The following is a 13,473-nucleotide window of genomic DNA, read 5'->3' on the forward strand; positions in this document are numbered from 1 at the left end:
GGGCCGGCCCGCCGCGGGTCGACCCGTCCCGGTCAGCCGATGACGACCGGACGGGCGCCCAGGCACTGCGGGGCGAAGTGCGCCACCACGTAGTCCCAGGTCGCCTTCGCCTCGTCGAAGGTGAAGCTCGGCTCCCCGTCCAGGTAGACGGTGAGGATCAACCGGGGGATCAGGTACCACTTCTGCCACGCGGTGTGCTGCTTCGGCGAGAACATGACCCGGTCGACCCCGTCGGTGTGGCACAGCCCGAACGTGTGGCCCAGCTCGTGGATCGGCACGTACTTCCAGATCCGGTCCGGGACGTTGTCCACGAAGGTGGCCCCGGTGGTGTCCCTGCCGGTCAGGCCGCAGCCGCTGTCGAACAGGTTGTTGGCCAGCCCGCGTAGGGTGTCGGTGTAGCGGAAGACCCCGACCACCACCGGGTGGCAGAGGTCACCGACCGCCCCGTCCGGGTCGGTGCGCTTGTCGTGCCGCCCGATCACGCCGGTCAGGAAGCTGGTCAGCTTCGGGTGGGTGTCCGCCCGGTCGTACCCGTGGTGGACGATGTGGTCCGGGTCGGTCACCCCCCGGCGGTCGGTGTCGAAGTCGAGCATCAGGGCCAGCTCACGGCCCTTCTCCCGGGCCGTTGCGACCTTGGTGTCCAGCGCGCCGTCGCGCATCGGCAGCACGATGAACGTCGGCCCCCGCGCGCCCCGCGAGTCGAGGTACGTGTCGAGCTCGTCGGCGGAGATCGGGTTGTCGAACTCGCCGCCCCCGCCACCACCCACGACGGTCCCCTTCTTCAGGGTCTTGTAGCGCTTACGGTTCCAGAAGCCCTCGTCGAACTCGAAGCCGCAGAGCGCCCGCAGGTTGATCGCGCCCTGCTCGTGCAGCCCCACCAGGTTCGGCACTCCCGGTTCCCGGGGCGACGGGGCCTGCGAGTCCAGCACCGTCCGGTACGCGGTGCCGTGCAGCCGCAGCCCGAACGCCCCGTGGTCCAGGCGGATCGCCGCCTTGATGTCGGCCAGGGTGTCGCCCGAGTACTTCGCCTCCAGCAGCCCGCGCACGTGGTCGCGCAGCCGCCACCGGTTGACCTCCTCCACGATGTACTGGAACGTGTCGCCGAGGAAGACGATCCGGCCCAGCCCGATCGCGCCCAGCAGCACGGCCAGGCCGATCCCGATCAGGCCGTCCAGGATCCGCCGCCAGTCCAGGGTGAAGATGCCGGCGACCACGTCCCAGAGCCCGACGGCGACGTCGACCACCAGGTCGACCACCACCCCGACCAGCTTGCACACCGTGCGGGCCACCCACTTGCCGACCTTGACGAGCACCCAGCGGACGACCTTCACGAAATATGTGACGAACCAGCAGACCCAGCCCCGCGGGTCGTACCACGGGTAGTCCTTGCACTTCTTCTCCTGCCGTTCCTCCCACTCCTCGACCGGCCGGGAGACCTCCTCCTCGACCCATTCGGTGATTTCGGTGCAGACGAGTGCCATCGGAGATCCCCCCTCCGGGGTCAGTGGGCCGCGCGCAGGGCACGCAGGCGGACGAGCAGCCGCCGACGACTCCGGGCCAGCCCGAGGAACTTGCCGGCCACCGCCGCGCCGAGGCAGCCGAGCGCGGCCGTGGCGATCGCCCGGCCGCCGTGCGGCCCGACCAGCAGCGCCACGGCCACCGCCACGACCATGGCCAGGGCGCCGGCGCCGCAGCCGCAGTCGTTGAACAGGCGGCGGAGGAGCTCCGCCGTGTGTCGACGCTCCGTCGCGTCGAGGCCGGACAGGGTGACGGTGACCCGGTCGAGGTGGGGGCGATGGAGCAACGAGACCAACGCGGCCACCCGATCGAGATCCGCGCGGTCAGCGATCTCGACGTCCATGACGGTGTCACCTTTCCTGTGACCCCGACTGTGCGCGCGACGAAACCGCAGGTCAACGATCTTTCGGCTACCCGACTGCGGCCTCGGCGCGCAGCCGTTCCAGCACCGGCGCCAGCGGTTCCACGGCGTCGGCGCGGACCACGAAGCGGGTGACTCCCCACCGACGCCGGTGCTCCCGGACCGCCGCGGCGATCTCGTCGGCGGTGCCGATCAGCACGAACGGGGTGGCCAGCAGCTCCGGCCCGGTCAGCCCGGCGTCGACGCCCCGCTCGGCGGCCACCGCCCCGGCGTCGTCGGTGACCACCACCGTCTGCACCAGGGCCTCCAGCACCGGCGGCGCGGCCCGCCCGGCCGCGCCGGCCGCCACGCAGGCGAGCTGCGCCTCGATCTGGTCGGCGCGCCACCGGGCCTCGTGCCGGTGGCCGTCGGCGAGGGTACGCCCGAAGCCGGCCAGCCCCACCACGTCGGCGTGCGCGCCCGCCCAGCGCAGCAGCGCCGAGTTGGAGGTGCCCAGGGTGAACGGGATCCGGTCCCGCACCGGTCGCGGTGTGGTGAGCCGGGCCGCGTGGACGGTCAGGTCGGGGCTGTCCACGGTGACCTCCTCGCCGGCCAGCAGCGCGCGTACCGCCTCGGCCACGGCGACGCAGCGGCGGACCCGGCCGGCCACGTCGGGGCGTTCCCGGCCGACCGCCCGCCACTCCGCCGGGGTGTGGCCGGCGCCCAGACCGAGCCGGGCCCGGCCGCCGGAGACCACGTCCAGGGTCGCCACGTCGGTGGCGAGCAGCATCGGCTCCCGGACGCCGGCGTTGGAGACGTACGACCCGAGACCGATCCTCGACGTCACCGCCGCCGCGGCGGCCAGGGCCACGAACGGCGATGCGCCCGAGCCGGGGTGGTCGGCGGCGGACAGCGCGTCGAAACCGGCGGCCTCGACCCGGCGGGCCAGAGCCAGCCAGCTCGCCGCGTCGGTGGGCCGGGCCTGTACGGAGAACGTCGTCATCGACCCAGCATCGGCGCGGCGGCTGCCGCTCGGCCACCCCGTTCTGCCGAGGGGCGAAGATGTTGAGAAGGGCCCCTGCTCTACCGGATGCGTCAACAGGGGGGCGCGTGCTCTCACTCGCCCTCGTCGCGTTCGTGCCAGCGGGCCCGCCACCCCGCCTCGTGCGCCTCGTGCGACGTCTTCTCCTCGAAGATCAACTTGTGCAGGGCCCGGCGGGAGTCGGCGAAGACCACCACCTCGGCCACCACCAGCCCGACGCAGATCGCGGTCAGCAGGGCCAGGGCGGCCAGCGCGGGCACCGCCGCGGCCATCGGTATCGCCGCCACCAGGACCAGCACGGTGGCCACCCGCGTCCAGCTGACCGTCCGCAGGGTGCGCAGCTGGAACAGCATGTTCGCACAGAAATAACAGATCACCCCGCCGAAGAGCAGCGGCACGTGGGGGTGCTTCGCCGCGAGGCTGACGGGCACGTGCGGGTCGGCGATCTGGTGCACGATCCCCTCGGCGCCCAGAGCGAACAGGATGATCCCCGCGATCATCGGCAGGTAGAGATAGGCGTACGCGTCGCGGGCCATCGCCACCCGGGGGCCGTCCTTCGCCGCGTGCAGGGCGATCCGGGCGGCCGGGCCGACCATGTCGTAGTGCGCCCACCACAGGGCGGCGGTGAAGAAGATGCCGAGCACCGCGGCGGTGACCGCCGGCCAGGTCGGCGGTTGGCCGATCAGGTTGCTGCCCACGCCGACGGAGATCACCGACTCGCCGAGGGCGATGATCAGGATCAGGTCGTACCGCTCGGTCCAGTGCTCGGCCGAGGTGACGCCCCAGCCCCACGTCCCGGCGATCATGCCGGTGCTGTACTGCACCAGCACCACCGCGGTCCAGAGCAGGTCCCGGACCAGCGCGGCCGTGCCGGCGTCGGCGATCCGCGCCGGGACCAGGGCGGCGGCGAGGAACATCAGCGTGCTGGCGATCAGCTCCGGGCCGAAGTGCCACAACTGCCGTCGCTCGTTCGGGCTGTCCCGAACGGCGTGCAGGTAGAGCGCCAGGTGCACCAGGCGGATGACGATGTAGCTCACCGCCGCCACCATCGGCCCGGCCGCGTTGTGCCGGGGATCCTGGAAGGCCTGCGGCAGCGCGAGGGCGAAGGTGAACAGCGCCGCCATCCCGACGGTCATCAGCACCGGGACGAAGCCCTCGCCGAGCCGGATCCGGGTGGCCACCACGCTGTGCACCACCCAGGCCCACCAGAGCACGGCGAGCACCAGCAGGGCGTGCAGCAGCGACGCGCCGCTGACGTTCAGCGCGGTCGCGCGGGTGATGATGAAGAACGAGAAGACGAAGACCAGGTCGAAGAAGATCTCGAACCGGTCGACCCGGGCGCCCGGGGCCACCGCCACCGCCGGCCCCAGGCGTCTCCTCCTCCCGCCGACGCCCACCGATCGAGTCTTTCAGCAGGTGATCGGCTCCGGGCCGGAATCACCCGGGTACGACGGAGGGGGCGCCCGGCGGATGCCGCGCGCCCCCTCCGGTGGCTACGTCAGAGGCCCAGCTCGGCCTGGAAGTTGCCGCCCTCCAGCCGCTCCTTGACCGCGACCAGGAAACGGGCCGCGTCGGCGCCGTCGATCAGCCGGTGGTCGTAGGAGAGCGCCAGGTAGACCATCGAGCGGACCGCGACGACCTCGCCCAGCTCCGGGTCGTTGACCACGACCGGACGCTTGACCACGGCACCCGTGCCGAGCATCGCCGACTGCGGCGACGGCACGATCGGGGTGTCGAACAGGGCGCCCCGGCTGCCGGTGTTGGTCAGCGTGAAGGTCGCCCCGGCGATCTCGTCCGGGCTGATCTTGTTGGTCCGGGTCCGCTCGGCCAGGTCGGCGATCCGCTTGGCGATGCCGCCCAGGTTGAGGTCACCGGCGTTGTGGATGACCGGCACCATCAGGCCCCGCTCGGTGTCCACCGCGATGCCCAGGTGCTCGGCGGCCGGGTAGGTGATCGTCCCGCCGTCGAGGTCCATGCTGGCGTTGACGATCGGGTACGCCTGGAGCGCCTCGATCGCGGCCAGGGCGAAGAACGGCAGGAAGGAGAGCTTCACGCCGTGCTTGGCCTGGAACGAGTCCTTGGCCTGCGCCCGCAGCTTGGCGATCCTGGTGACGTCCACCTCGATCACGGTGGTGAGCTGCGCCATCTCGTGCAGCGACTGCTGCATCCGGTTGGCGATGGCCTTGCGGATCCGCGGCAGCTTCTCCGTGGTGCCCCGCTTGCCGCTCGGCTGCGGCTTCGCGGCCGGCTTGGCCGGGGCGCCCGCCTCGGCGGCCGGCTGCGCGGCCGGAGTCGGCGCGGCCTTGGCCGCCTTGGCCTTCTCCGCCGCCTCCAGCACGTCCTGCTTGCGGATCCGCCCACCGACGCCGGTGCCGTTGAGCGACGACAGGTCGACGCCGTGCTCGGCGGCCAGCTTGCGGACCAGCGGGGTCACGTAACCGGCGGCCTCCTCGCCGCCACCCTGCACCGGAGCGGTCGGCCGCTGCGGCGTCGGGGTGGGAGCGGACGGCTGCGCCGCCGCCTCGGCCTTCGCCGGCTGCTGCGCGACCTCGGCCTCCGCGGAGGGCTCGTTGTACGACATGCCCGGGGTCGGCTCCTCGACCTTGGGCTCCGGCTTCGGCTCGGCCTTCGGGGCCGGCTTGGCCTCGGCCTTCGGCTCCGGCTGGGCCTGCGGCTTCGGCTCGGGCTTCGGCTCCGGCTTGGCCTCGGCCGGGGCGGCGCCCGCGGCGCCGATGATCGCCAGGTCGGCGCCGACGTCGGCGGTCTCGTCCTCGGCGACCTTGATCTCCAGCAGCGTGCCGGCGACCGGCGACGGGATCTCCGTGTCGACCTTGTCGGTGGAGACCTCCAGCAGCGGCTCGTCCACCTCGACGGTCTCGCCGACCTGCTTGAGCCAGCGGGTGACCGTACCCTCGGTGACGCTCTCACCCAGGGCCGGCATCTTCACCGGGGTGCCCTCGCCCGACGACGCGGCGGGCTGGGCCGGCTCCTGCGGGGCCGGCTGCTCGGCCTGCGCCTGCGGCTTCTCCTGCTCCGGCTCCGGGCCGGTGCCCGCCGCGGCGGCCGTCGGCTCGGTGGCCGGCTCGGCCTGCTCGGTCGCGGCGGCCTGGCCACCGCCGGCCTCCTCGCCCTCACCGGCGATGACGGCAAGCTCGCTGCCGACCTCGGCGGTCTCGTCCTCGCCGACCACGATCCGGCTCAGCACGCCCGCCGCCGGGGACGGGATCTCGGTGTCGACCTTGTCGGTCGAGACCTCGAGCAGGGGCTCGTCGACCTCGACGGTGTCGCCCTCCTGCTTGAGCCAGCGCGTGACGGTGCCCTCGGTGACGCTCTCACCGAGCCGGGGCATGGTGACCGATACCGGCATGTTCTCCAGACTCCTTCATTCCCCTGGGGGGTTCATCGCCCGTCGCCGGACGCCGCGGTTGTCGTGGTCAGTTGTGCGCGTGCAGCGGCTTGCCGGCCAGGGCCAGGTGCGCCTCGCCCAGGGCCTCGTTCTGCGTCGGGTGGGCGTGCACCAGCTGCGCCACCTCGGCCGGGTACGCCTCCCAGTTGAAGATCAGCTGCGCCTCGCCGACCAGCTCGCCGACCCGGGCCCCCACCATGTGCACGCCGACGACCGGGCCGTCCTCCACCCGGACCAGCTTGATGTGGCCGGTGGTCTTCAGGATCTGGCTCTTGCCGTTGCCACCCAGCGGGTAGTTGTACGTCTTGACCTTGTCGGCCCCGTACTGCTCCTTGGCCTTCGTCTCGGTCAGGCCCACCGATGCCAGCTCCGGGTCGGAGTAGGTGACCCGGGGGATGCCCGCCTCGTCGATCACGGCCGGGTTCTGGCCGGCGATCTCCTCGGCCACGAAGATGCCCTGCTGGAAGCCGCGGTGGGCGAGCTGGAGGCCGGGCACGATGTCGCCGACGGCGTAGACGTTCGGCACGCTGGTGCGCAGCCGCTCGTCGGTCAGCACGTAGCCGCGGTCCATCTTCACGCCCTGCTCCTCGTAGCCGAGGTTGGCGGTGTTCGGGCCCCGGCCCACGGCCACCAGCAGCAGCTCCGCCTCGACGACGTCCCCGCCCTGGATGGTCAGCCTGACGCCGTTCTCGGTCTTCTCGACCTTCTCGAACGGCTTGCCAACCTTGAAGTTGATCTTCCGCTTGCGGAACGCCCGCTCCAGCGCCTTCGACGACTCCTCGTCCTCGGCGGCGACCAGCCGGGGCAGCGCCTCGACGATGGTCACGTCCACCCCGAAGGACTTCCAGACGCTGGCGAACTCCACGCCGATCACGCCGCCGCCCAGCACGATCACCGACGACGGGACCCGGTCCAGGGTCAGCGCGTGGTCGCTGGTGATGATCCGCTCGCCGTCGACCTCCAGGCCCGGCAGGCTCTTCGCGTACGAGCCGGAGGCCAGGATCACGTTGCGGCCGGTGTAGCGCTTGCCGTCCACCTCGACGACGTTCTTGCCGACCAGCTTGCCTGCGCCCGCCACGAAGGTGATGTTCTTGGAGCTGCCGACCAGGCCCTGGAGGCCCTTGTACAGCCGGGAGATCACGCCGTCCTTGTACGAGTTCACCCCGGCCATGTCGATCCCGACCAGCTCGGCCTTGACGCCGAACTGCTCCGACTCACGGGTCTGGTCGGCGATCTCCGCCGCGTGCAGCAGCGCCTTGGTCGGGATGCAGCCGTTGTGCAGGCAGGTCCCGCCGAGCTTGCCCTTCTCGATCAGCGCGACGGAGAGGTCCAGCTGGGCGGCACGCAGCGCCGCCGCGTAGCCGCCGCTGCCACCTCCGAGAATCACGATGTCGAAGGTTGCGTCGTTCGGCTCGCTCACGTCCAACTCCCAGGTCGCGTCGCTGCATCGGGGGTCACGGCGGGGCCGCATGGGCACACCCCACCTCGGTCATCTTGTCACCACCGTGACCGAAGCGCGTAGTGAGGTGCCCAACGACACGTGATCGACACGTACGCTTGGCACGGTCTTCGATGACGGAGGGTGGGGGGAGACGTCGGTGGGGTTGTTCCGACGCCGCAAGCAGGCGCGCACGGTCAGGGGTGAACGACCCGCCGAGCGGGCCGATCTCGAACACCTCGAGAACTTCGTCCGGACCCGGCGCGGGGTGGAGGCCTTCATCGAGCCGCGCACCACGGTCACCGGGACCACGGTCATCCTGATCGCCGACGACGGGGAGTGGACCCGCCGGCGCATCGACGGCCCGGACGGCGCCCGCCGGTTCGCCCACCGTCTGGCGATCCCGATCTACGACGTACGCCTGATGGGCTACCCCCAGCGCATGCGCGACTACAACGAACGCCGCAAGCGCCGCCCCCACCTCTACTGATCCCGAAGACGCCGACGGGGCGCTCCCCGGGGCGGGGGAGCGCCCCGTCGGGGCGTACGCGGGAGGGGTCAGCCGTTGGCGGCGACGTCCTCGACCAGCTGGACCAGCGTGCGGACCGGGACGCCGGTGCCGCCCTTGGTCCAGTAGCCGGTCGCCTCGCCCGAGTGGTAGCTCGGGCCGGCGATGTCGATGTGCGCCCAGTCGACGCCCTCGGCGACGAACTCACGCAGGAACACCCCGCCCTGGAGCATGTGGCCGGCCCGGTCCATCACCGCGTTGACCTGGGAGATGTCGGCGACGTCGGAGTCCATGCCCTTGCGCACGTCGTCCGGCAGCGGCATCGGCCACGCCGGCTCGCCGACGGACTCGCCGACGACCTTGACCCGCTCGCACAGCTCGGGGGTGCCCATCACGCCGGCGATCCGCTTGCCCAGCGCGATGACCTGACCGCCGGTGAGGGTGGAGGTCTCGAAGAGGTAGTCGGTGCCGTCCTCGCAGGCCCGCGCGATGCCGTCGGCCAGCACCATCCGGCCCTCGGCGTCGGTGTTGAGCACCTCGACCTTCTTGCCGCTGTACATGGTGATCACGTCACCCGGCCGGTACGCGGTGCCCGACGGCATGTTCTCGGCCATCGGCAGGTAGCCGGTCACCGCGACGGACGGCTTGAGCGCGGCGATCGCCAGCATCGCGGCGCCCACCGCGGCGGCGCCACCCATGTCGGACTTCATCTCCCACATGCCCTGCGCCGGCTTGATCGAGACGCCGCCGGTGTCGAAGGTGATGCCCTTGCCGACCAGCGCGACCCGCTTGCCGTTGCCGCCGGCCTCGGGGGTGTAGGTGAGCTTGACCAGTCGCGGCGGGGCCTCGGAGCCTTGGCCGACGGCGATGATGCCGCCGTAGCCGCCGGCCCGCAGCGCCTCCTCGTCGAGCACCTCGACGCCGAGCCCGGCGTCGCGGGCCGCCGCCGCCACCGCGTCGGCGAAGGACGGCGGGCGCAGTTCGTTCGGGGCGGTGTTCACCCAGTCCCGGCAGAGCCGGACCGCGCCGGCCACCGCCTGCGCCCGGGTGATCTCCGCGCCCGCGGTCGCGTCGGCGGCGTCCGGCACGGCGACCAGCACCTCGGCCACCGGCTCCCGCCGGGTGGGCTGCGGCTTGGTCTTGTAACCGGCGAACCGGTAGCCGCCGAGCAGCGCGCCCTCGGCCACCGCCCGCAGCGCGGCCGGGGCGTCGGCGTCGTCCGGCAGCGGCAGGGTCAGCGCCACCCGCGGGGCGCCGGCCAGCGCGCGTACGGCGGCGCCGGCCGCCCGGCGCAGCGTCTCCGGGGCGGGGGCGGCACCGGTCGGCTCCGGGCCCAGGCCGACCGCGGCGACGATCGGCGCGGTGATCGTGCCCAGGGTGGCCAGCTTGATCACCTCGCCCGGCCCGCCGGTGGCGCCGAGCAGCGCGAGCGTCTCGGTGAGCTTGCCGTCGAAGGCGGCGGCGATGCTCTCCGCGCCGCTGGCCAGCAGCAGGCTGCCGGCGAAGCCGCTGGTCGCGGCCTGGTCTCCGGTCTGGCTGTGCACACCGATGACGATCGCGTCGACGGCGAGCTCGGCGGGGTCGGTGTCGACCAGGCTGAGGGTGGTGCTGGGCGATGTCACTGAAGCTACTCCGGGCGGGCCGGGCCGGTCGCGGGGTCGCGTACCGGCGATGAAGGTCTCCGGCGGCAACCTACCCGCCGGACGTCGGGTGCGTCCCGCCGATGTTCACGACGGGTCCCGCCGATGCTAACCAGCGGTCCTGCTGCCGGTAAGTTCCCACCCATGACGGACGTGACCCCCGACGCCGCCGCGACCCGGCTGCGCCGTTCCCCCCTGCACGAGCGGCACACCGCGGCAGGCGCGAAGTTCGCTCCCTTCGGTGGCTGGGAGATGCCCCTGGAGTACGCCGGCGGCGGCGTGCTCAAGGAGCACACGGCCGTCCGCGAGGGGGTGGGCGTGTTCGACGTGTCGCACCTGGGCAAGGCGCGGATCACCGGCCCCGGCGCGGCCGACTTCGTCAACTCCTGCCTCAGCAACGACCTGGGCCGGATCGGGCCGGGTCGGGCGCAGTACACGCTGGCCTGCGACGACGCCACCGGCGGGGTGATCGACGACATCATCGCGTACCTGCACGCCGAGGACGACGTCTTCCTGATCCCGAACGCGGCGAACACCGCCGAGGTGGTCCGCCGGCTGCGCGCCGCCGCGCCGGCCGGGGTGACCGTCGACGACGAGCACGAGGCGTACGCGGTGCTGGCCGTGCAGGGCCCGCGCTCGGCCGAGCTGCTGGGCGCGCTGGGCCTGCCGGTGGAGCACGACTACATGAGCTTCTCCACCGCCACCCTCGACGGGGTGCGGCTGACCGTGTGCCGCACCGGCTACACCGGCGAGCTGGGCTACGAGCTGGTGGTCCCGGCCGGCGACGCGGTCGCGGTCTGGGACGCGCTCTTCGCCGCCGGCGAGCCCCTCGGCCTGCGGGCCTGCGGGCTGGCCGCCCGGGACACCCTGCGCACCGAGATGGGCTACCCGCTGCACGGGCAGGACCTCTCCCCGGAGATCAGCCCGGTGCAGGGCCGCTCCGGCTGGGCGGTGGGCTGGGACAAGCCGGCCTTCTGGGGCCGCGACGCGCTGCTCGCCGAGAAGGCCGCCGGTCCGGCGCGTACGCTGCGCGGCCTGGCGGCCGTCGACCGGGCCATCCCGCGCCCCGGCATGACCGTGCACGTCGGCGACGCCGCGGTCGGCGTGGTGACCAGCGGCACCTTCAGCCCGACCCGGAAGCAGGGCATCGCCCTGGCCCTGCTCGCCACCGACCCGAAGATCGCCGACGGCGACGAGGTCGAGGTGGAGATCCGGGGCCGCCGGGCCCGGATGCGGGTGACCCGACCGCCGTTCGTCCAACCCTCCGTCAAGGGCTGAGCCGGGGTCAGTGCGAGGGGTTCGGGCGTTCGCCAGCGTCCAGGACGGCCTGGGTCCAGCCGCCCTCGATGACGCCGGTGCCGTCCAGCACCGCCCAGTCGACGACGTCGGTGGCCTCCACCACGACCGGTGAGCCGATCCGCACGGTCGGGTCGGTGTTGGCGTCGCTGGCGCTGGCGCCGCTGATCCGCTCCGGCGCCTCCCAGGAGGTCACCGCGGCCCAGACGTACTCGGGGCCCTCGTCGCCCGGCAGGCCGTACTTCACCACCAGCTGGGACTCCGCCGGCAGCGCGCCGGCCAGGAACCGGGCCCGCACGTCGCCGAGCCCGGCCCGGGCGGTGGTGATCGCCTCCGACATCGCGTCGCCGGTGCGGGCGTAGCGCACGTCGGGCTGGATGCCGGTGAAGAGGGTGGCGCAGGCGGTGGCGAAGTACCGGCCGGCCGGCCCCGGGTGACCGGGCGGGGGCCGCAGGCTGAGGAACGAGTCGGCCTCCGGGTCGGTGGCCGGGTCCAGCTCCAGGGCGAGCAGCACCGGCGCCGTCGCCCCGTGCTGCTCCGGATTGCCGTACGCCACCGCGATGTCGTGCCCGGTCACCGTGGCCAGCACCGGCAGCTGCACGAACGCCGGCACCTCCTCGCCGGCCAGCCCGTCGGTCCAGGTGCGCAGCAGCCGGCGGGCCGCCCCGGTCATCACCGCGCCCCACGCCCGGGTCAGGTGGTCGGGCACCCCCTGGGCCTGCAACTCCAGCAGGCCGAAGCGGCGCAGCCCCTTGGTGGTGAACCAGAGCCCCTCGGCGTCCGACGAGTACGGCACCAGCACCCAGTCGACCAGCCGGATCCGGCCCTCGGCGTCGGGCAGCGAGCGCAGCGCGGTGGCCGGGTCGAGGAACTGGAGGGCGAAGACGTCGACCACGTCCCCGTCCACGGTCTCGGCGACCGCGGCGGCCACCGCCCGGGCCGCCCACTCGTGCGCCGGGGGCCAGCCGGGCCGGTACTCCGCCTGCACCACCACCAGGTGGGTGGCCTCGGCGAGCCGGGTCAGCTGCTCCTCGGTGGCTCCGAACGCGGTGAGCAGGTCCGGCGGCAGCGCCGGGAACTCGGCGATCGGGCGGGTGTCCACCGTCATCAGCGGGCTGTCCAGCATCTGCTTGGCCAGCCCGAACACCGGCTCGGCCAGCCGTCCGGCCAGCGCCTGCACGGCCGTGCGCGGGCTCATCCGGGGCAGCCCGGTCATCGGCACCAGGTAGGTCGCGCTGAGCGACTCCGGCACCGGTACGGGCAGGAAGTCGTCCGTGATGAGCATGGTCGTCCCCCATGTCGTGCGGTGCCGTCGTCGCAAGACGCTACCCGGCGTCGCGTACCCGGCTCAGCCGGACAGCACCAGTCCCAGGTAGGTGAGCGTGGTGACCACCTCCACGACCGCGCCGAGCACGTCGCCGGTGATGCCGCCGAAACGGCGTACCAGGTGGCGCAGCAGCCCCACCGCGACGGCGAGCGACACCAGCACGGCGAGCGGCCCCTGCCACGGGCGGTCCGGCACCGCGCCGGCTGCCAGCGCCGCCACGGCGACCGCGCCCACGACGGGCGCGACCGGGCCCACCGTGCCGGCGACCAGCGCGCCCAGCCCGTCCGGCCGGGCCGCCGGCACCCCGCGCCGGCAGGCCAGGGTGACCCCGAGCCGGCCGGCCGCGGTCGCCGCGACCACCGCCGCGAGCACCGCCGGCCAGGACCGTCCGGCCAGCTCCGCGAGCGTTGCGGCCTGCACCAGGAGTACGACCACCAGCGCGGCCACCCCGAACGGGCCCACGTCCGGCTTCTTCATGATCTCCAGCGCCGCCGCCCCCCGCCGGTACGACCCGAGCGCGTCCACGGTGTCGGCGAGCCCGTCCAGGTGCAGCCCGCGGGTGAGCAGGGCGGCGCAGCCGAGCGTCACGCCGGCGGCTACCAGCGGCGGGGCGAGCGCCGCCGAGGCCAGCAGCACCCCGCCCAGCACCGCGCCGAGCAGCGCCCCGACGGCCGGGGCGAGGGCCATCGCCCGGCCCGCCGCCGTCCGGTCGATCCGGCCGGCGGGTACCGGGGCGATGGTGAACGTGGTGACCGCGAGCCGCAGCCCGTCGCCGGGGCGGGACTCAGCCGGCACGCCGGCCGGACGGGTCCGGCTCCTGCTCGGTCCGCACCGAGGCCCGGTCCGAACCGTCGGTGCCGGCGGGCCCGGGGCCGGCCGGCTCCGGCTCGGTGAAGTCCGGTTCCGGCTCGGGGGCGGTGGTGGCCGGGCCGGGGCCGGCCGGTTCCGGCTCGGTGAA

At 73.5% G+C, this 13,473-nt stretch carries 11 protein-coding genes; 2 read left to right on the forward strand and 9 right to left on the reverse strand.

From position 1 onward, the window contains the following. Nucleotides 1-32: 32 nt before the first annotated feature. The 6 genes from GA0070564_RS28530 to lpdA all read right to left on the reverse strand — a co-directional run bounded on the left by GA0070564_RS28530 (nt 33) and on the right by lpdA (nt 7,777). Nucleotides 33-1,481, reverse strand: coding sequence for a hypothetical protein (locus GA0070564_RS28530; RefSeq protein WP_091616342.1), 1,449 nt, complete (start codon nt 1,479-1,481; stop codon nt 33-35). A gap of 20 nt (nt 1,482-1,501) precedes the next feature. Beyond that, nucleotides 1,502-1,861: a hypothetical protein gene (locus tag GA0070564_RS28535; protein ID WP_091616346.1), complete on the reverse strand. Its 360-nt coding sequence runs from the start codon at nt 1,859-1,861 to the stop codon at nt 1,502-1,504. A gap of 67 nt (nt 1,862-1,928) precedes the next feature. After that, entirely contained in the window at nt 1,929-2,861 is a 933-nt protein-coding gene (locus GA0070564_RS28540; protein WP_091616350.1) for an LLM class flavin-dependent oxidoreductase, read from the reverse strand. A gap of 113 nt (nt 2,862-2,974) precedes the next feature. After that, nucleotides 2,975-4,297 carry a low temperature requirement protein A gene (locus tag GA0070564_RS28545; RefSeq protein WP_091616353.1) on the reverse strand — a complete coding sequence of 441 codons (1,323 nt, stop codon included), beginning with the start codon at nt 4,295-4,297 and terminating at the stop codon, nt 2,975-2,977. 101 nt (nt 4,298-4,398) lie between these two features. Further along, nucleotides 4,399-6,267, reverse strand: coding sequence for a 2-oxoglutarate dehydrogenase, E2 component, dihydrolipoamide succinyltransferase (gene sucB, locus GA0070564_RS28550; RefSeq protein WP_091616355.1), 1,869 nt, complete (start codon nt 6,265-6,267; stop codon nt 4,399-4,401). Nucleotides 6,268-6,334: 67 nt separating this feature from the next. Next, on the reverse strand, nt 6,335-7,777 hold the full coding sequence (gene lpdA / locus GA0070564_RS28555; RefSeq protein WP_176730888.1) for a dihydrolipoyl dehydrogenase: 1,443 nt from the start codon (nt 7,775-7,777) through the stop codon (nt 6,335-6,337). 127 nt (nt 7,778-7,904) lie between these two features. Here lpdA and GA0070564_RS28560 point away from each other — a divergent pair, with 127 nt between their 5' ends. Next, the gene (locus GA0070564_RS28560) at nt 7,905-8,234 is read left to right on the forward strand and encodes a hypothetical protein (RefSeq protein WP_091616361.1); all 330 of its coding nucleotides are present in this window, start codon (nt 7,905-7,907) and stop codon (nt 8,232-8,234) included. A 68-nt stretch (nt 8,235-8,302) separates the two neighbouring features. Here GA0070564_RS28560 and GA0070564_RS28565 read toward each other — a convergent pair whose 3' ends face one another. Beyond that, on the reverse strand, nt 8,303-9,874 hold the full coding sequence (locus GA0070564_RS28565) for a leucyl aminopeptidase (protein WP_091616366.1): 1,572 nt from the start codon (nt 9,872-9,874) through the stop codon (nt 8,303-8,305). Nucleotides 9,875-10,036: 162 nt separating this feature from the next. Here GA0070564_RS28565 and gcvT point away from each other — a divergent pair, with 162 nt between their 5' ends. Next, a complete protein-coding gene (gene gcvT / locus GA0070564_RS28570; RefSeq protein WP_091616370.1) occupies nt 10,037-11,170 on the forward strand; it encodes a glycine cleavage system aminomethyltransferase GcvT in 1,134 nt (377 codons plus the stop codon). A gap of 7 nt (nt 11,171-11,177) precedes the next feature. On the opposite strand, the gene GA0070564_RS28575 is transcribed toward gcvT, so the two are convergent. Together GA0070564_RS28575 and GA0070564_RS28580 are read right to left on the reverse strand one after the other, a co-directional pair. Then, complete coding sequence (locus GA0070564_RS28575) at nt 11,178-12,473, reverse strand: DUF2314 domain-containing protein (protein WP_091616375.1); 1,296 nt, start codon at nt 12,471-12,473, stop codon at nt 11,178-11,180. Nucleotides 12,474-12,536: 63 nt separating this feature from the next. Continuing rightward, entirely contained in the window at nt 12,537-13,310 is a 774-nt protein-coding gene (locus tag GA0070564_RS28580) for an adenosylcobinamide-GDP ribazoletransferase (protein WP_091616379.1), read from the reverse strand. Nucleotides 13,311-13,473 lie beyond the last annotated feature (163 nt).

The organism is Micromonospora mirobrigensis (genome assembly GCF_900091555.1).
Classification (GTDB): domain Bacteria; phylum Actinomycetota; class Actinomycetes; order Mycobacteriales; family Micromonosporaceae; genus Micromonospora; species Micromonospora mirobrigensis.